This window comes from Nocardioides sp. BGA-UO-ETr-FS32, assembly GCF_059567905.1.
In genome coordinates this window covers 642770-664883 of sequence record NZ_JCAQOX010000015.1, presented here as the reverse complement: position 1 = coordinate 664883, position 22114 = coordinate 642770, and the positions used below count along the sequence as shown (strand labels likewise).

General features: G+C 71.5%; 22 protein-coding genes. 3 read left to right on the top strand and 19 right to left on the bottom strand.

Annotated elements, in window-relative coordinates; translation table 11 throughout:
- Window position 1: 1 nt before the first annotated feature.
- From AC57BS_RS16700 to AC57BS_RS16680, 5 genes are all read right to left on the bottom strand, one after another.
- Complete coding sequence (locus tag AC57BS_RS16700; RefSeq protein WP_496412562.1) at window positions 2-535, bottom strand: P-loop NTPase family protein; 534 nt, start codon at window positions 533-535, stop codon at window positions 2-4.
- Window positions 528-1373 (bottom strand): PHP domain-containing protein, encoded by an 846-nt coding sequence (locus tag AC57BS_RS16695; RefSeq protein WP_496412561.1) that lies wholly within the window; start codon window positions 1371-1373, stop codon window positions 528-530. Before AC57BS_RS16695 ends, AC57BS_RS16700 begins: the two co-directional genes overlap by 8 nt.
- A gap of 1 nt (window position 1374) precedes the next feature.
- Window positions 1375-1944 carry a histidine phosphatase family protein gene (locus AC57BS_RS16690; RefSeq protein ID WP_496412560.1) on the bottom strand — a complete coding sequence of 190 codons (570 nt, stop codon included), beginning with the start codon at window positions 1942-1944 and terminating at the stop codon, window positions 1375-1377.
- A gap of 53 nt (window positions 1945-1997) precedes the next feature.
- The gene (locus AC57BS_RS16685; RefSeq protein ID WP_129455506.1) at window positions 1998-2183 is read right to left on the bottom strand and encodes a DUF5302 domain-containing protein; all 186 of its coding nucleotides are present in this window, start codon (window positions 2181-2183) and stop codon (window positions 1998-2000) included.
- 70 nt (window positions 2184-2253) lie between these two features.
- Window positions 2254-3066: a class I SAM-dependent methyltransferase gene (locus AC57BS_RS16680; protein WP_496412559.1), complete on the bottom strand. Its 813-nt coding sequence runs from the start codon at window positions 3064-3066 to the stop codon at window positions 2254-2256.
- 36 nt (window positions 3067-3102) lie between these two features.
- On the opposite strand from AC57BS_RS16680, the gene AC57BS_RS16675 reads away from it, so the two are divergent.
- A complete protein-coding gene (locus AC57BS_RS16675) occupies window positions 3103-4269 on the top strand; it encodes a hypothetical protein (protein WP_496412558.1) in 1167 nt (388 codons plus the stop codon).
- 54 nt (window positions 4270-4323) lie between these two features.
- Here the strand turns inward: AC57BS_RS16675 and AC57BS_RS16670 are convergent, their stop codons facing one another.
- From AC57BS_RS16670 to AC57BS_RS16630, 9 genes are all read right to left on the bottom strand, one after another.
- Window positions 4324-5355, bottom strand: a complete 1032-nt coding sequence (locus AC57BS_RS16670; protein WP_496412557.1) for a MaoC family dehydratase — start codon at window positions 5353-5355, stop codon at window positions 4324-4326.
- A 57-nt stretch (window positions 5356-5412) separates the two neighbouring features.
- Window positions 5413-6261: a DUF1707 SHOCT-like domain-containing protein gene (locus AC57BS_RS16665; RefSeq protein ID WP_496412556.1), complete on the bottom strand. Its 849-nt coding sequence runs from the start codon at window positions 6259-6261 to the stop codon at window positions 5413-5415.
- A gap of 21 nt (window positions 6262-6282) precedes the next feature.
- The gene (locus tag AC57BS_RS16660; RefSeq protein WP_496412555.1) at window positions 6283-7293 is read right to left on the bottom strand and encodes a sugar phosphate isomerase/epimerase family protein; all 1011 of its coding nucleotides are present in this window, start codon (window positions 7291-7293) and stop codon (window positions 6283-6285) included.
- Window positions 7293-8471, bottom strand: a complete 1179-nt coding sequence (locus AC57BS_RS16655) for a Gfo/Idh/MocA family protein (protein ID WP_496412554.1) — start codon at window positions 8469-8471, stop codon at window positions 7293-7295. The genes AC57BS_RS16660 and AC57BS_RS16655 overlap by 1 nt, the downstream gene beginning before the upstream one ends.
- A gap of 30 nt (window positions 8472-8501) precedes the next feature.
- On the bottom strand, window positions 8502-9344 hold the full coding sequence (locus AC57BS_RS16650; RefSeq protein ID WP_496412553.1) for a sugar phosphate isomerase/epimerase family protein: 843 nt from the start codon (window positions 9342-9344) through the stop codon (window positions 8502-8504).
- Window positions 9345-9446: 102 nt separating this feature from the next.
- Window positions 9447-10697, bottom strand: a complete 1251-nt coding sequence (locus tag AC57BS_RS16645; protein ID WP_496412552.1) for a substrate-binding domain-containing protein — start codon at window positions 10695-10697, stop codon at window positions 9447-9449.
- A complete protein-coding gene (locus tag AC57BS_RS16640; RefSeq protein ID WP_496412551.1) occupies window positions 10697-11821 on the bottom strand; it encodes an ABC transporter permease in 1125 nt (374 codons plus the stop codon). The genes AC57BS_RS16645 and AC57BS_RS16640 overlap by 1 nt, the downstream gene beginning before the upstream one ends.
- On the bottom strand, window positions 11818-12960 hold the full coding sequence (locus AC57BS_RS16635) for an ABC transporter permease (RefSeq protein WP_496412550.1): 1143 nt from the start codon (window positions 12958-12960) through the stop codon (window positions 11818-11820). Before AC57BS_RS16635 ends, AC57BS_RS16640 begins: the two co-directional genes overlap by 4 nt.
- Window positions 12957-14501: a sugar ABC transporter ATP-binding protein gene (locus AC57BS_RS16630; protein ID WP_496412549.1), complete on the bottom strand. Its 1545-nt coding sequence runs from the start codon at window positions 14499-14501 to the stop codon at window positions 12957-12959. Before AC57BS_RS16630 ends, AC57BS_RS16635 begins: the two co-directional genes overlap by 4 nt.
- Window positions 14502-14596: 95 nt before the next feature.
- Here AC57BS_RS16630 and AC57BS_RS16625 point away from each other — a divergent pair, with 95 nt between their 5' ends.
- Window positions 14597-15781: an ROK family transcriptional regulator gene (locus AC57BS_RS16625; protein ID WP_242498508.1), complete on the top strand. Its 1185-nt coding sequence runs from the start codon at window positions 14597-14599 to the stop codon at window positions 15779-15781.
- 3 nt (window positions 15782-15784) lie between these two features.
- On the opposite strand, the gene AC57BS_RS16620 is transcribed toward AC57BS_RS16625, so the two are convergent.
- On the bottom strand, window positions 15785-16981 hold the full coding sequence (locus AC57BS_RS16620; RefSeq protein WP_496412548.1) for an acyl-CoA dehydrogenase family protein: 1197 nt from the start codon (window positions 16979-16981) through the stop codon (window positions 15785-15787).
- Between the two features lie 146 nt (window positions 16982-17127).
- On the opposite strand from AC57BS_RS16620, the gene AC57BS_RS16615 reads away from it, so the two are divergent.
- The gene (locus tag AC57BS_RS16615; protein ID WP_496412547.1) at window positions 17128-17730 is read left to right on the top strand and encodes a hypothetical protein; all 603 of its coding nucleotides are present in this window, start codon (window positions 17128-17130) and stop codon (window positions 17728-17730) included.
- A gap of 9 nt (window positions 17731-17739) precedes the next feature.
- Here AC57BS_RS16615 and AC57BS_RS16610 read toward each other — a convergent pair whose 3' ends face one another.
- Genes AC57BS_RS16610 through AC57BS_RS16595 form a run of 4 tightly spaced genes read right to left on the bottom strand, consistent with a single transcriptional unit; the run spans window position 17740 to window position 22090 of the window.
- Window positions 17740-19185 carry a phospholipase D-like domain-containing protein gene (locus tag AC57BS_RS16610; RefSeq protein WP_496412546.1) on the bottom strand — a complete coding sequence of 482 codons (1446 nt, stop codon included), beginning with the start codon at window positions 19183-19185 and terminating at the stop codon, window positions 17740-17742.
- A gap of 34 nt (window positions 19186-19219) precedes the next feature.
- On the bottom strand, window positions 19220-20251 hold the full coding sequence (locus AC57BS_RS16605) for a hypothetical protein (RefSeq protein WP_496412545.1): 1032 nt from the start codon (window positions 20249-20251) through the stop codon (window positions 19220-19222).
- A 35-nt stretch (window positions 20252-20286) separates the two neighbouring features.
- Window positions 20287-20511, bottom strand: coding sequence for a DUF6752 domain-containing protein (locus AC57BS_RS16600; RefSeq protein WP_496412544.1), 225 nt, complete (start codon window positions 20509-20511; stop codon window positions 20287-20289).
- Window positions 20512-20524: 13 nt separating this feature from the next.
- Window positions 20525-22090: a LicD family protein gene (locus AC57BS_RS16595; protein ID WP_496412543.1), complete on the bottom strand. Its 1566-nt coding sequence runs from the start codon at window positions 22088-22090 to the stop codon at window positions 20525-20527.
- Between the last annotated feature and the right edge of the window lie 24 nt (window positions 22091-22114).

Here is a 22114-nt window from a genome sequence, read left to right as displayed (position 1 = left end):
CCTACTCCCCCAGCCTCGCGATCCACGCCTCCAGCTCCCGCGGCCGACGGAAGAGCAGCACCTCCGGCCCGTCGGGCGATGCGGCCCAGGCGCGCATCCGGGCCCGCTTGCGGGCGAACGACTGGAAGTGCCAGCGGATGATCGATCGCCGGCTGACCATGGCCCGCCAGGTCTCGACGTTGCCGTTGCACCGCGGCTCCTTCGTGATCGCCCCCGACACCGTCCGCCGCACCAGCCGGGACAGCGACAGCCAGCGCGGGTAGTCGAGGCCGACGACCAGCTGCGTGCGCGGGAGCACGAAGTCCAGCCAGTCGCCGTAGGAGGAGTCGAGCAGCCAGCGCTCCTCCGCCACGACCTCGCCGATCATCTCTCGCTGGACCGAGGCCTCGACGGGCACCCAGTCCAGCAGCCACGTGAGCTCGTCGACCAGGGTGACGGGCAGACCCGTACGGGCGCCGATCGCGAGGGCCGCCGTGCTCTTGCCGCTGCCGGTCACGCCGTAGACGAGGATGCGGTCCGCTCGCACCTCAACCACCGAGACGACGCGACGCCAGCGACATCAGCCGCTCGTACTGCTCGGGATCGGTCGTGTTCACGCCGAGGTCGTGGTCGACCTTGCCGAGGCCGTGGTGATCGCTGCTGCCGGTGACGACGAGGTCGAGGTCGCGGGCGATCGCGCGCAGCTCGGCGCGGGCGGCGGGCGCGTGGTCCTGGTGGTCCACCTCGATCCCGGCGAGCCCGAGGTCCTTGAGCCCGGCGAGGGCCTCGGCGTCGAGGACCGACCGGCTGCCGCGGCCCCACGGATGGGCCACGACGGTGACGCCCCCGGCGGCTGCCACGAGCGGGATCATGTCCTCGAGCGCGGACGCGTACCGGTTGACGTAGCCCGCCTGGCCCGGGCTCAGCAGGGTCGCGAAGGCCTCCGTCCGGTCGGCGACGACACCGCGGCGCACGAGGGCGTCCGCCACGTGGGGGCGCCCGGCGGCGACCGACCCGCCCGACTCCCGGCGTACGTCCTCCTCGCTGATGTCGACGCCGTGCTCGCGCAGGGCGGCGACGATCGCGGGGGTCCGGGCGGTGCGCCCCTCGAGGATGCGGTCGAGCTCCTCGACCAGCGCCGGGTGCGTCGGGTCGGGCAGGTAGCCGAGCAGGTGCACGCCCCGGTGGTGGAACCGCGTGCTGATCTCGAGCCCCGGGACCAGCGTGATCCCGACCTCGTCCGCGACCTGCTGTGCCTCGTGCCAGCCCGACATCGCGTCGTGGTCGGTCAGCGCGACGACGTCGAGCCCGGCCGCGGCGGCCTCGCGCACCAGGTCGCCGGGGGTGTCGGTGCCGTCGCTCGCCGAGGAGTGGGTGTGGAGATCGATGCGCACGTCAGCTGTTCCACCGGAGCATGGCCGGGTGCTCGCGCTCGAAGCCGAGCACCGAGACGGTCGAGGTGTCGAGCCGGAAGAACCGGCCCTCGGCGGCGGACTGCTCCAGCCAGCGCGCGGTGAGGACGCGCAGCGAGTGGCCGTGCGCGAAGACCAGCGCCCGGTCGTGCTCGCGGGTGCGGGCGACGACGCGGTCGAGACGGGCGGAGACCTCGTCGGCGCTCTCGCCGCCCGGGGTCGGGTGGGTCCACACCGTCCAGCCCGGGACGGTCTCGCGGATCTCGGCGGTGGTCACGCCCTCGTAGTCGCCGTAGCCCCACTCGACGAGGTCCTCGTCGACCTCCGCGTCGGAGAAGCCGGCCAGCTCGGCCGTACGCCGCGCGCGCCGTCGCGGGCTGGTCAGGACGAGGTCGAACTCGACCTCGGCCAGCCTCGGGGCGAGCTCGCGCGCCGCGGCCTCCCCGACCTCGGTGAGGGCCAGGTCGGTGGTCGAGGTGTGCCTGCCGTCGCGACTCCACTCGGTCTCACCGTGGCGGACCAGCCAGAGCTCAGGACCCGAGGTGGAGGACATGCCGCGAGTCTGCCACGTGCCGGCGGGCGGGCCGGCCGCCGGCACGTGGGGGCTCAGACGCCGCCGCCGCCCGCCTTGCGGCGGTGCATCGGCTTGGCGACGTTCTTGTCGTTGACCTCCGAGCCGTGGGCCTTCTCGCGCGAGTCGGCCCGGTCGTCCGGGTGGTCGTGGCCCTTCTTGCGATCGAGGGCCTCCCGCATCTTGGCCTTGATGTCTGCGTTGGGGTCCTGATCAGCCATGAGGTCCTCCTGGATCGATGACGGTCGGAGGACCACCCTGCCAAACGGGACGGGCCGGGTCGAGGGGGTATCAGGGCCGGCGCAGCACGTCGACGCGGCCGCGCAGGCCCCCCGTCATGAGGTGGACCTGCCACCGGCAGTCGCCGAGCATCACGTCGTACGCCGCGTCCCCGAACTCGGCGCGGTAGCGCTCCGGCTCGCGGAGCAGCCGCGCCAGGCGGAGCAGCGCGCGACCGACGGCACCCTCCTGCTCCTGCGACCACTCGCCCCACTCCGAGGCGAGGTCGAGGGTGTCGACCACCTCGAGCCCGGAGGCGGCGATCGCGTCGTCCAGCACGCGACCGTCTGCCGAGGACGGCACCACGCCCATCACGTCGAAGAGCCGGTCCGCCTCCTCAACGGCGAGCAGGTCGGTCGCCACCGCCTGGTAGGCCACGACGTGGCCGCCGCGGCGCAGCACCCGGGCGAACTCGGCGTACGCGTCGTCGGGGTGGTCGACGTGGACCATCACGTCACGGCACCAGACCAGGTCGAGCGAGGCGTCGGCCACTGGCACGCGGGTCGCGGTGCCGCGCTCGAAGGCGAGTCGTTCGGCGATGGCCGGGGCGAGGTCGCGCCGCGCCGTGCGGGCCCGGTCGAGGTGGCGCTGGACCGGATCGATGCCGAGCACGCGGAGCCCGAAGTGCGTGGCGAGCCGGACGGCGTACGCCCCCTCCCCGCACCCGACGTCGACGACCCGGCTGTCGGGGCGCAGGCCCAGCTCGCGCACCACCTGGAGCAGCACCGACGGGTCGCGCGGAGCGAGGCTCTCGTCGAGGCGCGCCGCGAAGGCGGCCTCCAGCCGCGGGTAGGTGTCGTAGAAGAAGTCGGGGTCCCAGGCCACGGAACGAGTCTGCCGCCACCCAGTAGGGTCACCGGCATGGCTCGCCGCGTGTTCCTCCACGTCGGCACGGCGAAGTCCGGCACCTCCTTCCTCCAGGACCTCTGGTGGCAGCACCGCGACGAGCTGCGCGAGCGGGGCCTGCTCCTGCCGGGCGCGAGGCGACGTGACCACTTCGCGGCCGCGGCCGTCGTCAAGGGCATGACCGCCGTCGTCGAGACCCTCGGTGACCGCGAGCGCGACGCCTGGCGGCGGCTGGTCGAGGAGACCCGCGCGTGGTCCGGGGACGCGCTCGTCACCAACGAGCACTTCTCCGACTCCCCGCCCGACGCCGCGGCCGCCGCGCTGGCCGACCTGGCCGGCGCGGCCGACGAGGTGCACGTCGTCGTGACCGCCCGCGACCTCGGCCGCGTGCTGCCCTCGGCGTGGCAGCAGCGGGTCAAGATGGGCGCCCGCCAGCCCTACCGCCGTTTTCTCGCCACCGTCCGGCGCGGGGAGGACGACCAGAAGTTCTGGCGCTACCAGGACGTGCCGGCGATCCTGGGCCTGTGGTCCGCCGGGCTCCCGGACGGGCGCGCCCACCTCGTCGTCGTACCCCCCGCCGGGGCTCCGCGCGACGAGCTCTGGCTGCGAACCGCCTCGGTGCTCGGCCTCGACGTGACCGGCCTCGACACCGACGCGCGACGGCCCAACGACTCCCTCGGCCTGGTCGAGGCCGAGCTGCTGCGGCGGATCAACGAGCGGGTGCCGCGCCCGCGGCGTACGCCGGCCCTGACCCGTCACGTGAAGGGCACCTTCGTGCCAGAGGCACTGGCCGACTCCGCCGGGCGGGAGCCCTTCGTGCTCCCCGCGCGGCACCACGCCTGGGTCCGCGAGCGCTCCGAGGCGATCGTCGCCCACCTGCGCGCCAGCGCGTACGACGTGGTGGGCGACCTCGACGAGCTGCTGCCGGCCGGCCCCCGCGCGGGGCGCACGCCCGACGACGCCACCGACGACGAGCTGCTCGCGGCCTCCCGGGTGGTGCTGTCGAGGCTGGGCCTGGCGGACACCACCTCCCTCGACGGGGCGCTCACCGCGATCGCGCACGACCTGCGGGCGCGCACCTCCCCTCCCCCGGCGGTGCCCCAGCCACCTTCGGACGCGGCGGACGGTGGCTCACGCACCGCGTTCGGGCGTGTCGTACGGCGACTCGCCGGCGGGCGGTGAGCAGGCCACATCCCGACAGTCGGGAGGGTGGCCCACGCACCGCTCGTGCGGTGCTCAGCGCGGGACGAGCGCCCAGTAGTCGAGGTCGAGCAGCACTCCGTCGGCGTACTTCTGGTCCTCGCCGCGCAACGTCATCGACTCGTCGCGGCCCTTCGTCGCGACCAGCCTGAGGCGCAGCGCTCCGACGCCCGGGGCGTCGAGCTCGGCCGTGTCGAGGACCTCGGACCAGGCGTGGACGGTGTCGTCGGCGAAGGCGGGGGCGACGTGGGCTCCGGCGTTGATCGCGGCGACGAGCTGGGCGTTGGCGAGGCCGTTGAAGGACAGCGCCCGGGCGAGCGAGATGACGTGCCCGCCGTAGACCAGGCGCCGGCCGTCGGGCCGGGCGTCGGTGTTGAAGTGCACCTTCGCGGTGTTCTGCCACAGCCGCGTGGCCATCATGTGCTCGGCGTCGGTGAGGGTCACGCCGTCGACGTGGTCGATCCGCTCCCCCACCTCGTAGTCGCCCAGCAGGTGCGGCGAGCCGGCCGCCACGACGTCGTACGCCGAGAAGTCCAGGCCGGCGGGCACGACCAGGTCGGCCGGCTCGACGGCCTTGGCGAGGTCGGGGACCACGGTCTCCGGAGCGGGCGAGTCGGCCGAGCGCTTGTGGACCATCACCCAGCGCGCCCAGTCGATCGCGACCTCGCCGCGCTGGTTGGTCGCGGTGGAGCGCACCCAGACCACGCCGGTCCGGCCGTTGGAGTTCTCCTTGAGGCCGATCACCCCCGACCGGGTGCGCAGCGTGTCGCCCGGGACGACCGGCACGTGGAAGCGGCACTCGGCGTAGCCGAGGTTGGCCACGGCGTTGAGGGAGACGTCGGGGACGGTCTTGCCGAAGGCGATGTGGAAGCCGATCAGCTCCTCCACCGGGTGCGGCGCGAGGCCGACCGATGCGGCGAACTCCGCCGACGACGGGAGCGCGAACCGCGTCGGGTAGATCGCCCCGTAGATCGCCCGGTCCCCCTCGGTGACCGTGCGCGGGGTGGCGTGCTCGATGACCTGCCCGAGCGTGAAGTCCTCGAAGAAGTTGCCGGCGTTCGTCTTCATGCCGCACATCGTGCCGCAGCGACGGCCGCCGGGGCGGCCGCGGTCACGTGGGATGCATCACCCGTCGTAGGGGTACGCCCGCACCACGTCCCCCGAGGGCGTGGTCTTCAGGTAGCCGCTCTCGCCGAACGAGTTGCCGATGTGGATGTTCACGCTCGGTGCCTCGCCCTGCCACTGGTGGAACAGGACATGCGTGAGCCTGCCGCGCTGGACGCGCAGCGACTTCTTCGCCGAGGCGATGTTGGCGAAGAGCCGGCGCACGTCGAGCGAGCCCAGGTCGACCACCTCGCTGAACCCGCTGACCCCGGCGGCCTCGGTGTCCTGGGTCCACTCCCCGTCCCAGGTCCACCGCTCGAAGCGGGGCCGGGAGCCGCGGACCGGGACCTGGACGCCGATGCGGGTCGGGTAGAACCCCACGTCGTACGCCTCGAGCGTGCCGAACTCGCGCTCGTACGCCCGGAGGAAACGGCGCACCTCGGGTGCCGTCATCTCGAACGAGGGTGCGGTCTCATCGACCTGTGGGACGGCGACGTCCTCGCCCCAGGTCTCGACCGCCGTCGTCGCCGATTCGTTCGGGCCCGCGGACATGAACGCCAGCCCGACCATTCCGAAGATGAGCAGCGCGACGATCGTGATCGCGACGAACATGCCGCCGACCGCGATCCTCGCGGCCCGCGGCACGGCGTCGGGGGTGGCCTCGTCGTGCGGCAGGACGGGAGCCATGGGCGCGGGACGGTTCTGCAGGTCGCGGGTCAGGCCCTCGAGCTCGCCGAGCGTCTCCGCCGTCAGCGCCCGTGAGACCCGCAGCTCGCGATCCTGCTCCCCCAGCTGCCCGTCGACGTAGGCCGCCTCGATGATGTCGACGTAGCGCTCACGATCGGCGTCCTTGGCCCGGAATCCCCCCATGTGCGGGAGTCTAGGACTCGCTCAGCCCTCCGACTGCTTGCTGAAGGCCGCGTCGAACGACTGGGCCGGCGGGTCGAAGTCCAGGACCCGCAGGCGGGCGAGAGCCTCGGGCGCTCCGCGCAGCCGGTCCATCCCGGCGTCCTCCCACTCGACCGAGATCGGGCCGTCGTAGCCGATCGCGGTGAGGGTGCGGAAGCAGTCCTCCCACGGGATGTCGCCGTGGCCGGTGGACACGAAGGTCCAGCCGCGCCGCGGGTCGTCCCAGGGCAGGTGCGAGGAGAGGATGCCGTTGCGGCCCCCTCCCATCCGCATCCGGGTGTCCTTGCAGTCGACGTGGTAGATCCGGTCGGCGAAGTCGGTGATGAACGCGACCGGGTCGATGCCCTGCCACAGCATGTGGCTGGGGTCCCAGTTGATGCCGAAGGCGGGCCGGTTGTCGACGGCGTCGAGCGCACGTCGGGTGGTCCAGTAGTCGTAGGCGATCTCGGAGGGGTGGACCTCGTGGGCGAAGCGCACGCCGCACTCGTCGAAGACGTCGAGGATCGGGTTCCAGCGGTCGGCGAAGTCCTGGTAGCCGGCCTCGATGCGCTCCGCCGGCACCGGCGGGAACATCGCGACGTACTGCCAGATCGATGACCCGGTGAACCCGACCACCGTCTTGACGCCGAGCTTCTGCGCGAGCCGGGCGGTCAGCTTCATCTCCTCGGCCGCGCGCTGACGCACGCCCTCGGGGGCGCCGTCACCCCACACGCGCTCGCGCACGATGGCCTGGTGGCGGAAGTCGATCGGGTCGTCGCAGATCGCCTGGCCGGTGAGGTGGTTGGAGATGGCGTGCAGCTGGAGACCGTGCTTCTCGAGGATGCCGAGGCGCTCGGCGACGTAGTCGTCGTCCTCCCAGCGCCAGGCGTCGAGGTGCTCGCCGGAGACGGCGACCTCGAGGCCGTCGTAGCCCCACCCTGCGGCGAGGCGCGCCACCTCCTCGAGCGGCAGGTCGGCCCACTGGCCGGTGAACAGGGTGAAGGGACGACCCATCAGAGGTGCTCCGTTCCTGGTCCGAGTCCGGTGTCGACGCGCGTACATGTCCCACCCTGCGCGGAGCTGGCCTCGATCGCGGCCAGCACCCGCTGCACGGCGAGCCCGTCCTCGAAGGACGGCGTCGGCTCCTCGCCCGCGGCCAGCGCGGTGAGGAAGTCGGCGGCCTGGTTGGTGAACGTCGCGTCCCAGCCCAGCACGTGCCCCGGCGGCCACCAGCCGTCGATGTAGGGGTCGCCGGGCTCGGTCACGAGCCGGCGGGAGAAGCTGTCGCCACCGTCGAGGCAGACGTCGAGGTGGTTGAGCGACTCGAGGTCGAAGCGCAGGGCCCCCGTGCTGCCGTAGACCTCGATGCCGAGGGCGTTCTTGCGGGCCGTCGCCATGCGGGTCACCTCGAGGCTGACCACCGCGCCACCGTCCGTACGCATCGTGCTCCACGCGGCGTCGTCGACGGTCACGTCCTCCGGGCCCGCGGCGCCGGTGCGCTGGGGCACGAAGGTGTGGGTGAGTGCGTTGACCTCGGTGACCTCCTGGCCGAGCAGGAAGCGGACCTGGTCGACGGCGTGGGAGGCCAGGTCGCCGAGCGCGCCCGACCCGGCGAGCTCGCGCCGCAGGCGCCAGGTCATCGGCGCGTCCTCGTCGGCGAGCCAGTCCTGGAGGTAGGAGATGCGCACCTGGCGCACGTCGCCGATGCGACCCTCGGCCACGTGCCGGCGCGCGAGCGCCAGCGCGGGCACGCGCCGGTAGTTGAAGCCGACCATCGAGTGCACGCCGCGCTCGCGGGCGGCGCGGGCGGTGGCGACCATCTTCTCGGCCTCGGCCATGGTGTTGGCGAGCGGCTTCTCGGCGATCACGTGCTTGCCCGCCTCCAGTGCCGCGATCGCCACCTCGGCGTGCAGGTGTCCCGGGACGCAGACGTCGACGATGTCGATGTCGTCGCGCTCGAGCACCTCGTGCCAGTCGGTCGCGGTCTCCGCCCAGCCGTACTGCTCGGCCGCGGCACCGACAGCGGCCGCGTCACGACCGACCAGGACCTGCTGGCGTACGCCGGGCGCGCCGGGACGGAGCGCGGCGACGTTGCGCCAAGCGTGCGAGTGCGCCTTGCCCATGAAGGCGTAGCCGATGACGGCGACTCCCGGGGACCCGGCGGCGCCCGAGGCGCTGGGTGTGCTGGTCACGTGCTTCTCCTGACTTGCGGTGGCAGTCGCTCAGGCGAGCGACCGGAGGAAGGACAAGCCGTCTCGGGCGAGCTCGTCCTGGGTGGGTGCCAGCGGCCGCCAGATGGAGGCGGCCGTGGCGATGGAGGCGTTGTCTGCGGTGAAGCTCTCGATGACCAGGGGACCGTCGTAGCCGACCTCGTCGAGCGCGGCCACGAAGGCCGGCCAGTCGCTCTGGTCGCCGCCCGGCGCGCCACGGTCGCTGCCGCAGACCTGGACGTGCGCCAGGTGCGGCCCGGCCGCGCGGATCGCGTCGGCGCTGGAGCGCTCCTCGATGTTGAGGTGATAGCTGTCCAGCGCCAGGCCGAGGCCGTCGCCGAGCAGCGGCTCGAGCGCGGTGAGGGCCTGGTCGACGGTGTTGATGAGGGACGTCTCGTAGCGGTTCAGCGGCTCGACACCCAGGCGTACGCCCTGGGCGAGCGCGTGGTCGACGACCGGTGCGAGGTGGGTGCGGAGGTCGTCGTACGCCGCCTGCCGCTGCTCGGCGTCCATCCGCCACACGCGACCGGTGGCGGCGTAGAACGGTCCGCACACCGAGCGTGCCCCGATGCCGGCGGCGAAGTCGACGCAGGCGCGGAGGTAGTCCTGGGTGGCGGCCACGCAGGACGCGTCGACGAGGTCGCGGCCCGGCGCCATCGCCCCGACGACGCAGGGCGTCAGCCCGGTCTCGGCGAGCACCTCGGCCACGACGGCGACGTCGAGGTCGCCGGCGTTCTCGAGGGGGAGCTCGACGGCGTCGAAGCCCATGCCCGCGATCCGGCGCAGCAGGTCGGCCACGCCCGCGTCGGTGAGCGGAGAGGTCCAGACCCACGTGTTGACGCCGATCTCTCGCATGCCGTCGGTGTCCTTCTCGGTAGGGGGCTTCTCACAAGGGTGACTGAGCGGCGGTGGGGGGGGCGCGGAGCCCGGCCCACCGACCGGTGGATCAGTGCCGGATCAGGGGATCTGGCGCTCCTGCCACACCTCGGGGTAGCCGGGCAGGTCCTCTCCGCCGAACTTGGCGTAGTGGCCGTCGGGCATGCCCTCGTTGGCCTCGAGGAAGTCGCCGCGCTCGTCCTCGGTGATCGGCGTCTGCGGCAGGACCCACTCCTTCGGGACCTCCTCGCCGGCCCAGATCTTCTCGAGCGCGAGGAGCGGCGTGCGCCACTGGAAGTTGGAGTAGACGGGCGCCAGGCCGTTCAGGCCGGTCTCCTCCCACTTGCGCAGGAAGCTCATCTCGTCCTCACCGGTCATGACCGGCAGGTCCGCACCGAAGTCCTCGAAGGCCTCGATCGCGGCGACGGCACCGTCGCCGGCGTCCATCCAGACGCCCTGGACCTCACCCTTGTTGAGCTCGTCGGTGATGAAGGTCTTGATCTCGGTCGGGTCGGCACCGGTGAAGAAGTCGACCGCCTCGATGCCGTTCTCCTCGAAGAGCTTCTCGGCCGCGGCCCAGCGCTGCTCGAGGACGTCGACACCGGGCAGGATGCGCAGCGCGACGACCTTGTCGCCCTCCTCGAGGTTGTCGATGAGGAACTCGGCGGTGTCGATGCCCCACGCGAAGCCACCGATCGGGTGGATGAAGGTGGTGGCGCAGTCGGTCTCCACGCCACGGTCGAAGACCACGACGGGCTTGCCGGTCTCGCACGCACGCTCGACCGCGTCGGTCATGGCGGCGGTGGAGTTGGGCGAGATGATGAAGGCGTCGCAGTTGCCCTCGGAGATGAAGTAGTCGATGTCGGCGATCTGGGTGTTGTCGTCGTCGCCGGCGTCACGGGTCTCCATCTCGGAGATGACACCCTTCTCCTGCAGGGCCTCGAGCTGCTGGTTCATGGTGATCCAGCCGGTCTGGCGCCACGGGTTGGAGATCGAGGCGTTGGCGAAGCACGCCTTGCCCGCCTTGTTGGACTTGTACTCGGCGGTGTCGGTCATCTCACCGTCGATGTACTGCAGCCACGGGGTCTCGGGGTCACCCTCGAAGGTCGCCGAGCGCTGCTCGAACTGCTCGTCGTAGACGGCCTGGTCGAACCATTCCTGCTCGTCGGCCGGGCTCTCCTCCGAGGCGTCCGGGGACTCCGAGGTCTCCGAGCTCTCGTCGGTCCCCGAGGTGGAGTCCGTCGGGTCCTCGGTGCTGCAGGACGTGGCGAACACCCCGAGCAGCAGGGCCGAGGCCACGGCCATCGGCGCGCGGTGGATCTTTCGGCGCATCAGATATCTCCTGTTTCAGTGCCCGGGCGGGCAGTGGTGGGTGATGGTGCGGGTGCAGCAGGTGGTGCGGGTGGTGAGGTCCGAGAGGGTCGCCGGCCGAGGGACCAGGCGCGGCCGGCAGCGGCGACGGCGAGGATGATGATCACGCCCTGCACCGTCGGCCTCCAGGTGGATTCGATCTCCTGGAAGTTGAGGAACGAGAAGAGCAGCTCGAGCGCGAAGGCACCGGCCGCCGCGGAGAGGAGCCAGCCGCGTCCGCCGCCGAGGACCACGCCGCCGAGCACGACGGCGGTGATCGCCTGGAACTCGTAGCCGGCCCCGACCGAGGGGTGCACGCCGGCGTAGCCGACCAGCAGGATGCCGGCGACGGTGGCCGAGAGCGAGGAGAGCATGAAGGCGCGGGTCTTGACCCACCACACGTGCGCGCCGGCCAGGGCCGCGGCGTCCGGGTTGTCACCGGTGGCGATGATCGTCCGGCCGAACGGCGAGCGCATGAGCCACACACCGGCGACCATGATCAGCACGAGGATGATCACGGGGTAGGGCAGCACCTCGACGACGGGCACGTCCTGGATGCCACCCCGTCCGATCTCGCGGAACGTGTCGACGGGGTTGCCGGTGGCCGCGCCGCCGGTCAGGAACCGGACGAGTCCGCCCAGGGCCAGCATGGTGCCGAGGGTGACGATGAAGCTCGGCACCCGCAGCAGCGTCGTGCCGAGGCCGTTGACCAGGCCGACCAGGGCGCCGATGACGAGCATCAGCACGATCGCGGGCAGCACGCGTCCCTCGTCGTCGCCGATGTAGTTGCCGGCGATGACCACCTGGGTGGCGATCACCGCACCCATGGAGAGGTCGAACTCGCCCGAGACGATCACGTAGTACTGGCCCATGGCCGCGATCGCGATCGGCGCGGTGCGACCGATGAAGCGGATCAGCTGCGGCGGCTCGCCGAAGGACGGGTTGGCCGAGACGACGGCGACGAAGAGGATCGCGGCGAGGATGAAGACCGCCCCGCCGGGAGTCACTGCGGCGCGCAGTACCCGCTGGACCGTCGAGCCCTCGGTGAGCGGGAGGGTGCGGCCCGCACTGCTGGCGGAGCTGCTGACGGAGGTGGTGGCGCTCATGCCGGCTCCCCCTTCGTGGACGGGCCCGCCGAGGACGGGACGGGGAGGACGGGTCTGGAGGCACCGAAGCGCGGTGGGCGGCGTACGACGCTGCGGCGGGCGTAGACGGCGACGGCCAGCACGATCACCAGGCCGCGGACGAAGTCCTTGAGGAACGGGTTGACCTGCATCACGCCCATGACGTTGTCGAGGACGGCGAAGATCGCGACGCCGCCGATCGTGCCCACGACGCTGCCCTTGCCGCCGGCGAGCAGGGTGCCGCCGAGGACGACGGCGGCGATGGAGAGGAGGTCGTAGCGCCCCTGCGACCCGATCGTCGGGGAGCCCACACCGGTGCGGGAGAGCAGGAGCAGCGCGGCGAGGCCGGCCAGCACCGAGCAGAGCACGTGGGCAGCGACCACCGGGACGGCGGTCCGCACGCCGGACATCCGGGCGACGTCCCGATTGCCACCGATGGCGTAGACGTGGTGGCCCAGCCGGGTGTAGCGGAGCAGGAGCGTCACCAGGACCGCACAGACCAGCAGGATGATGAACGCGGTGGGGATCCACCCCGCGATGCCGCTGCGGCCCAGCAGCCTCAGGTCCGGGGCGGCAGCGCCGTGGCTGCCCTGGTAGTTGGTGCCGAGGTAGCCGCTCACGACCAGGCCGATGCCGAGACTGGCGATGAAGCCGTGCACGTGCAGCAGGCTGACCAGCAGCCCCATCACGAGGCCGATCACGGCGCACAGCGCCAGGGTGTTGACGACCGCGGCCGGGATGTTGCTGTCGAGGCCCTTCATGCCGCCGGCCGCGATCACGGTCGCGAGGCTGACGACGTAGGGCACCGACAGGTCGAGGCTGCCGACCAGGATCACCAGGGTCTGGCCGATGGCGATCAGGCCGAGCACGCTCATCGCCGTCAGGACGGCCCAGACGTTGCCCTGGCTGAAGAAGTTGCGGCCCTCGACCCCGGTCAGCACCGCCGAGGTGGCGACGACGCCGACCAGCACGAGGTAGATCAGGGCGGTCGAGTCGAGGCGCCGGCGCTCGGCCTTCGGGCGCGCGGCGCGCCGTCGGCGTACGGACTCCTGCGGCTCCGCGGCCGACTCGGGGGTCCCGGCGGTCCGGTCCGTGGTGGCGCTGCTCCGGGTGTCGTTCATGCCGCTTCCCCTTCCGTGGCAGCTCCGGTCGCCATGGCCAGCACGGCCTCCTCGCTCGATCCCGCAGGCAGCTCGCCGGCGAGGGTGCCGTCACGCATCACCAGGATCCGGTCGGACATGCCGATGACCTCCGGCAGCTCGCTGGACACCATCAGCACCGCGACGCCGTGCCGGGTCAGCTCGCGCATCAGCTCGTAGACGCGGTGCTTCGCGCCGACGTCGATGCCGCGGGTGGGCTCGTCCATCAGCACGACCAGCGGGTCGATGCTCAGCCACCGGGCGAGCACGACCTTCTGCTGGTTGCCGCCGGAGAGGAACTGCACCTCCTGGGCCAGGCTGGCGGCCGCGACGTCGAGGCCGGACAGCACGCCCGGCATCTCCCGGCGCGCCGCGCCGGTGCGCCGCGGGAAGACCGACCGGACGACGCCGAGGGCGTTGTCGAGGATCGACTGGTTGAGGGCCAGGCCCTTGGCCTTGCGGTCCTCGGTGATGAAGGCGAGGCGGGCGCGTACGCCCTGGCGCGGGCTGCTGACCTTCAGCGGGGAGCCGTCGAGGGTGATGCTGCCGCGCGCGACGGGGTGGACACCGAAGACCGTCTCCAGCAGCTCGGTGCGGCCGGAGCCCTGGAGCCCGGCGATGCCGACGATCTCGCCGGCGCGCACGTCGAGCGAGATGTCGTCGACGTAGCCGTTGCCGACGCCGGCCAGCGCGAGCCGCACGTCGCCGACCGCGACGTCCACCGGCTTCTCGGGGAAGTACGTGGTGAGCGGGCGCCCCACCATGAGGCGCACGAGCTCGGCCTCGGAGAGCTCGCCGGCTGGCCGGGTCGCGACGTGCTGGCCGTCCTTGAGGATCGTGATCGTCTGGCAGAGGTCGAAGATCTCCTTGAGCCGGTGCGAGACGTAGACGATCGCGACTCCGCGGTCGGTGAGCCGCTGGATGATCGAGTAGAGGAGCTCGACCTCGTGGTCGGCGAGGGCTGCGGTCGGCTCGTCCATCTGGATCACCTTGGCGTCGAAGCTGACGGCCTTGGCGATCTCGACGATCTGCTGCTCGGCGACCGAGAGGCTGCGCACGAGCATGCCGGCCTTCAGGCCGGCGACGCCGAGCCCGGAGAGCAGCTCGTCGGTGTCGCGGCGCATCTTCGCGGTGTCGACCGGGCCGACCCGGCCGAGGCGGCGCGGCTCGCGGCCGAGCCAGATGTTCTCGGCGATCGTGCGCTCGAGGAGCAGGTTGAACTCCTGGAAGACGGTGGACACGCCGGCGCGCTGCGCCTGGACCGGGTGGCTGAACGAGACCTGCTCGCCGCCGACGACGATCGTGCCGCTGTCGGGGGTGTAGACACCCGCCAGCATCTTCATCAGCGTCGACTTGCCGGCGCCGTTCTCGCCGACGAGTCCGTGGACCTCGCCCGCGCGCAGCGTCAGGTCGAGTCCGTCCAGCACGGTGTTGCCGAAGAAGCTCTTGGTCATCGCGGTCGCGACGAGTGCGTTCTCGGGAGAGTTCTCGGGCGAGCGCTCGGTGGAGTGGTTCGGGGGCACGGCGCAACTGTGGCATGTGTCACTGGCTTTTGTCGAGCACCTCTCAAAAGTCTTAGGCCTAGCGTGCAAAGTCGTGCATGTGCTTGACTCCGCCCGTGCGAACCGGCGAGCTTTTCGATCTCCTCCGTGACGGAAGGCCCTGGACCCGTGCCCAGCTGGCCGAGGCGACGGGCCTGGCCCGCTCCACGATCACGGCCAGGATCGACACCCTGATGCGACTGGGACTGGTCGCACCGTTCGGCGGCGCCCGCTCCACCGGCGGCCGTCCGCCGGCCCTCTTCGCGCTCAACCCGACCGCCAAGCTCGTCGTCGGCGTCGACATCGGGGCCACCCACGCCAGTGCCGCGCTGACCGACCTCAACGGATCGATCCTCGGCGAGACCGACGCGCGCATCGCGGTGGCCGACGGCCCCGAGGCCGTCCTGTCGTGGGTGGTCGACTCGGTGAGGGACCTGGTGGCCGCGAGCGAGCGGCCGATCGAGGACCTCGCCGCGATCGGCATCGGCCTCCCCGGCCCCGTGGAGCACTCCACCGGACGACCCATCAACCCGCCGATCATGCCCGGCTGGGACCGCTTCGACGTCCCGGCCTACCTGCAGGAGCAGTACCCGGTCCCGGTGCTGGTCGACAACGACGTCAACATCATGGCCCTCGGCGAGCGTCGCCGGCACCTGCGCGACGTCGACGACCTCGTCCTGATCAAGGTCGCCACCGGCATCGGCGCCGGCATCGTGTCCGGCGGCGTCCTGCAGCGCGGCGCCCAGGGCACCGCGGGCGACCTCGGGCACGTACGGGTCCCGGGGGCCGACGACATCCTCTGCCGCTGCGGCAACACCGGCTGCCTCGAGGCCGTCGCCGCCGGGCCCGCGCTGGCGGCCGCCGTACGCGCACAGGGCGAGAGCGCCGAGACCGGTGGCGACGTGGTCGAGCTCGTGCGCGCGGGCAGCCAGCCGGCGATGGCGGTCGTACGCCAGGCCGGACGCGACATCGGCGAGGTCGTCGCCACGATGGTCAACCTCATCAACCCGTCGGTCGTGGTGATCGGCGGTCAGGTGGCCGGCGCCGGCGAGCACCTGCTCGCGGGGATCCGCGAGTCGGTCTACCAGCGCTCCCTGCCGCTGGCCACCGAGCACCTGCGCATCGTCACCTCACGCGCCGGCGGCGAGGCAGCGGTGCTCGGCGCCTCGGCCCTCGCGATCGAGCACGTCCTGTCCCCCGAGGTCGTGGAGGCCGCCAGCGAGGCGCTGGCAGCCGCCGACGCCGCCGCGGAGGCACAGTGACGACTACCGCAGCTTGTAGTCCTTGAGCAGGCTGCGGCCGATGATCATCTTCTGGATGTCAGAGGTGCCCTCGCCGATGAGCATGAACTTGACCTCACGCATCAGCCGCTCGACCTCGTACTCCTTGGAGTAGCCGTAGCCGCCGTGGATGCGGAACGAGTCCTCGACGACCTCGTTGGCGTACTCGCTCGCGACCATCTTGGCCATCCCGGCCTCGACGTCCATCCGCTGCCCGGTGTCCTTGAGGCGCGCGGCCTTGACCATCATCGTGTGCGCGACCTCGACCTTGGTGGCCATCTCGGCGAGCCGGAACAGCACCGCCTGGTGCTCCGCGATGGCCTTGCCGAAGGTCTTGCGCTGCTGGGCGTAGGCGATGCCGAGCTCGAACCCACGCCACGCCAGGCCGCACGCACGCGCGGCGACGTTGACGCGGCCGACCTCGACGCCGTCCATCATCTGGAAGAACCCCTTGCCGGGCTCGCCACCGAGGACCTGGTCGGCGGAGATCTGGTGGCCCTCGAGGATGAGCTCGGTCGTCTCGACGCCCTTGTAGCCCATCTTGTCGATCTTGCCCGGCACCGTGATGCCCTGGGCGGTCTCGCCGAACCCGGCCTCCTTCTCCACCAGGAACGTCGTCATGTTCTTGTAGACCGAGTCAGCGCCCTCGTCGGTCTTGGTCAGCACCGCGACGAGGGTGGAGGTGGCGCCGTTGGTCAGCCACATCTTCTGCCCGGTGATGCTGTAGGACCCGTCCTCGTTCCTGGTCGCCTTGGTGCTCACGGCGGAGACGTCGGAGCCCAGCCCGGGCTCGGACATCGAGAACGCGCCACGGACCTCGCCGGTCGCCATCCGCGGGAGGTACTTCTGCTTCTGCTCCTCCGTGCCGTGCTGGAGGAGCATGTAGGCGACGATGAAGTGGGTGTTGATCACGCCGGAGACGCTCATCCACCCGCGCGCGATCTCCTCGACCACCAGCGCGTACGTCAGCAGCGACTCCCCCAGCCCGCCGAACTCCTCGGGGATCGTCAGGCCGAACACGCCGAGCTCCTTGAGCCCCTCGATGATCTCGGTCGGGTACTCGTCGGCGTGCTCGAGCTCCTGCGCCACGGGGATGATCTGCTCGTCCACGAACTGGCGCACGGCCTTGAGGATCTCGGTCTGGTCCTCGGAGAGGCCGTCGGTCTGGCAGAGGCGGGGCATGTGGTGGCTCCTGGGCGCTCGCGGCTGGATCGCTCGGAGTCTAGTTATCGGACGTTCACCTGGGCAGGGGCGCCGTCCGAGACTGTTGTCACACGCGCGCCTCTGGCACCCGCGGTCGGCGTCGGCTGCGTGAGAGAGTGGAGTGCATGCGACTCACCCGTGCGATCGGACCAGCCCTCGGAGCCTCCCTCGTCCTGCTCGCCGCAGCGTGCGGGAATGACGCCGACACCCCCGACACGGGCGTCGACCCGTCCGCGGAGACGAGCTCGGAGACGCCCTCGGAGACCCCGGCTGCGCCGCCTGTGGCGCCGATCGACTTCGGCGACGAGCCCGCCGTCAAGAAGTCGTACGAGCGCGCCGCGCTGCGCGCCACCAGCGACAACCTGATCACGATGGTGCCGAGCGTCCTGCCGGACGGCTGGACGACCGTCGGCGGCGGCTACCAGGCCGACCCCCAGTGGTGGCACATGGAGTTCACCGCACCGAGCGGCGACGTCGTCCTCGACCAGCTGCCCGGCACCGCCGACGAGGCCCTCGGGAAGATGTCCGGACTCACCCCCGTCGACGACGTCGACCTCTCCGACTGGGGCACCGGTCCGTGGTCCGCGTGGGACCACGACGGCGCGACCGTGCTGGCCTACGACCTCAAGGGGAGCACCGTCGTGCTCCAGGGACCCGACCTCGAGACCGTGCGCGGTCTCGCCGAGTCCCTCCTGCCGGCCGACGACGCCGGCGAGCAGGAGGGCTGAGCGCGACGCTCAGTCGTTCTCCCAGGTGGGGCCGGCCCCGCGGAGCCCGTCGGGCTCGATCGTCACGACCGGGTCGGTGCCGACGCGACGGCCGTTGACCATCTTCCACTCCGAGTAGGTCGTGGTGTAGGCGTCGCGGCTGTAGGGCTTGCGCCACATGAGGTTGAAGTTCTTCATGTAGTCGCCGACCACCCCGCGGCCGTGCATCGCGAAGAGGATCTCGTCCTGCGGCGTGCCGAGGCTGGACCAGTTGGTCGAGCCGGTCCACACCATGCGGCTGTCGACGCCCTTGTACATGCCGCGCAGCACGAAGTACTTGTGGTGCGTGTAGCGCTCGATGTTCTCGGGCATGTTGTCGATCTCCGGGTCACCGGTCGGGACGTCGTCCTTGAGGTTGAACCCGGTCGAGCGCAGCGGCACGCGGCCGCGCGCCGTGGGCGCGCCGATGCGCTGCTTGGTGTGGAAGCCCATCAGCCCGTAGTTGACGCGCAGGTTGCAGCCCGCGGCATAGAGCTCGCGCAGCTTGTCGGCGATGTAGTCGCCGCGCCGGCCGCGCATGGTGTGCATCGACAGGGCGAGCTGGGTGCGCCGCTGCACACCTGTCGCGTCGGTGTAGGCGCACGAGATGTTGTTGAGGATGTCGAGCACGGCGTCGTCGGTCGGCGTCGTGTACTTGGGGAAGACGATGGTGTGGTACTTCTGCATGTCGCCGTTGGGGCAGTCGCGCCCGTTCTCGCAGAAGTTGTAGGTGGCACGGCGCTTGTCCCAGTCGGGCTTCATGTCGCGGAAGAGCGTCTGGAACTCGTTGTAGAGCGTCTTCTTGCCGACCGTGGTCCAGAGGTCGTTCCACTGCCAGCGCACGGCGTTGAGGGTCATGTTGTAGGAGCCCAGCATGACCACGTTGCGGTTCCGGCCGGTGCGGCTGAACAGGTAGAACTTGCTGTGCAGGTTGTTGTACTCGTTCTCGTCGGCCCGGCAGCCCGACACGCAGCGACGCAGGAAGCTGGACTTCTTGACCTTCCTGCCGAGCACGCGCTGGATGCGGACCTGGGCGTTGGGAACCAGGTGGTCGTTGAGCAGGACCTGCACCTTGACGCCGCGACGCTTGGCGCGGATCAGCTCGTCGGCGAAGACCTGCCGGTCGAGGGAGTAGGCGGAGATGGTGATCTTCTCGCCCTTGGGCGTGTTGCGGATCGCCCGCAGGACGTGGCGCTCGATGACGAAGCGGTCCTTGGGGACCATCGGGTTGTTGAACTTCGGCCCGACGGGGACCTTCCACTTCTTGTTGGGCTTGCCCGGCTTGCGCACGGACAGCGCGGCCGCGGGCTCCACCAAGGTGGTGCCGGCCGTGCCGGTGGCGGGCGCTGCGCCCGACACGGTGGCGGCCGAGGCCGGCGCGGCCAGCGAGGCGGCCAGCCCGAGGGCAGCGAGAAGGGCAATGGACTTGGAACGCACAACAACTCCTACGTGGCACCCGGCGGCGCCCGGATCAGAGATTCCCCCGACGGCGTGGCGGCACATCACCTGTGCTCGCGCGGACGTCCGCCACGATATCAGCGACGAGTCGGGCAGCCGATTCGAGAAGCTCCTCGTGGGTGACCGTGTCGGGCACGCGCCCCGCGCCCCGTACGGCCTCCTCCCCCGCCAGGCCGGACAGGTCCCCGAGCACGTGGAACCCGCGCTCGGCGATCAGGTCGGCGGCCGCCCGGTCCAGCTCGGCGAAGCGGGCGCGGTGCTGCTCGGGCATCCCGCCGCGCTCACGGGGCTGGCGGGCCAGCAGGTCCTCGGCGAGGTAGCCGCGGATCCACACCCCCCGCTCCTGCGCCGAGTAGCGCGGCAGGTACTGGTTGACCAGCCGCAGGGTCTCGATCTGGACGATCCCCAACGCCGGGTTGACCGCGTCGTCGGGAGCGGCGTACGCGTCGGGGTCGAGGCCGAGCACCTCGGCGAAGTGGCGCCAGTGCAGGTCCCTCGCCTCGCCGGCGCCCGGCATCACGAGCACGTGCACCCGCTCGCTGGGCAGGTCGGGGGTCCAGCGCTCGAGCACGCCCGCGAGGTCCCAGGTGCGCATGCTGAACTCCGGTCCACCGGCGGACGCGCCGGCCATGACCGCGTCGAGGTCCACCGTGCCGCCGTTCTTGACCGACTCCTGCCAGCCGGCGGACACCACGCTGGCGGCGTCGCGAGCGGTGACGACGAGGTGCACCTCGGCGTCGGGAAAGCTCGAGATCGCCCGTGCAGCCTGCTCTGAGGACGCCCCGCAGAGGAACTCGTGGGTGATCAGCACGTCCCCGGACTGCGCCGACCCCTCGTCGACCAGCCGCTGCCACGCCCCCGGCGCGTCCGCGTGCCGCTTGGCGAGACGGGGGCGCTCCTGGAGGTCCAGCGCGGCCCAGAGGTGCTCACGGTGGCCGAAGCCCGGCAGGAACACCCCGGCCTTGCGCAGCCGGTCGCGGTTGCTCCACACGACCTGCTGGAGGTAGGTCGTCCCGGTCTTGGGCAGACCGATGTGGAGGAACACCCGCCGCGGTCCGCCGGTGTGCCGTGAGCCTGGGCTCAAGAGAAGTCCCCGCGGTACTTCCCGAGCAGCTCCTCCAGCCTCTCCTCGTCCCGCGCGGCGACCGGCAGCAGCAGCTCGGTCACCACGTCGGTGAGCTCGGCCAGGCGGACGTTGAGGGCGCGGTTCTCCTGGACGGCCGCCTCGAGCGCGGCGACCCGCTTCTCGAGGTCGCCGCCTGCGGCGCCGTTCCGGTTCGCCCACCGGTTGCCGAGTCCGAACATGTCTGCTCCCACCTCACGCGTTCCAGTCGATGATCATGCGGCACACCTGCGAGCTCCCCGGGTCGGAGGAGACCCGGGTGCGGACGTCCTCGAGCACCCGGCCGCCGGACTCCGCCACCTCGGCGAGGACGACCGCGGGGTCGAGGGGCTTGCGGGCGCCCGTGCGGCGAGCGTAGCCGTCGCGGCCCTTCTCGCTGAGGAACTGCAGGTGCAGGGTGCCGGTCGTCCCGGCGAGCACCATCCGCGAGGCACGGAGCAGGTTCATCCGGCCGCGGTGGCCGAGTCTCTCGACGACGTGGACGCAACCCACGGCGCGCGGGCCGGGCATCCGGGCGATCCACGCCGGGACGGCGAGGACGTGTCGCAGCTCGAGGAGGTTGAAGAGCTGGAAGGTCACGTGCGGGTCGTCGGCCCTGCGCTGCGCCTCGTCCTCGTAGGCGTAGGGCTGGAAGTCCAGCCCGACCGCGGAGACGCCACGGTCGGCGAACCAGGCGACGTCGGCGCCGCGACCGCACCCGATGTCGACGTAGGTCGCGAGGTCCGGGTGCCGCTCCGCGACCTGCCGCGCCACGGTGGACACGGTGGGCTGCTGGTGCGCGGTGCGCTTGTGGTAGCCGTGCCAGCCCGCGCGACCCGTACGCATCCCGCGGAACCAGCCGTTGAACAGCTCGATGGTGCTGGCGGGGGTGGTGAACTTGTAGGCCGGGTCGGGCACGCGCCAGTGGGGGCCGTAGGTCGCGGTGAGGAACTTGTCGGCGTTGGCCGGCACCGGGAACTCGCGACCCTCGAGCGACGCAGTGCCGAGGGGGTAGATCCAGTCGCGCTGGAAGGGGACGGCGATCTCGCCCATGAGGTAGAGGTTGCCGTCGCGCATGAAGCCGCCGAACACGTCGAGGCCACGGTCGAGGCCGTCGCTCTCCTCGACGTGCACCTTCAGCGCGATGGCGGAGTAGCGGGTGACGCGGTAGCCCATGTCGGTGAGCGCACGCTGGATGCGGAAGGACTCGCGGATGACGTCGACCGGGTGGTCGTAGGTGCTGACGTAGCCGAGGTCGGCGTCGCTGTCGTGGCCGATGAGGCCGCCGTCGCGGATCGCGCCGAGCGCGGTGCCGTAGGCGAGGAAGGCGTCGAGGCCGACCTGGCGCAGCGCACGCAGGACCTCGTCGATGGCGTCGAGGAGCGGCTCGACCTGGGCCGCGTCGCGGGTGTCGAAGGTCTCCACGAGCTTGAGCGACTTGTCGAGCGCCAGGGGACGTCCGGCGGCGTTGACGACGTCGATCCGGTCGGGTCGCTGGCCGAACTGCACGGTCCGCGAGAACAGCACGGTGTCGGTGCCCGGGTCGGTCAGCGTCACCTCGGCGACCCCGTCGAGGAACGGGCGCAGCGGCTTGGGCCAGCGCAGGCGTACGCCGTCGTCACCCTGCTCGCCGTCGCGCAGCAGCCAGAACGACCAGATGCGCCGGCCGTCGAAGGCGACGTCGACCAGACGCTCGCGGCTGGCCCCGACCAGGAGGCCGGTGGCGTCGATCTCGAGGACGTCCAGCGCGCCGGGACGCCGCAACTGGCTCAGGGACCTCACGCGGCGGAGTATAACGAGCAGCCC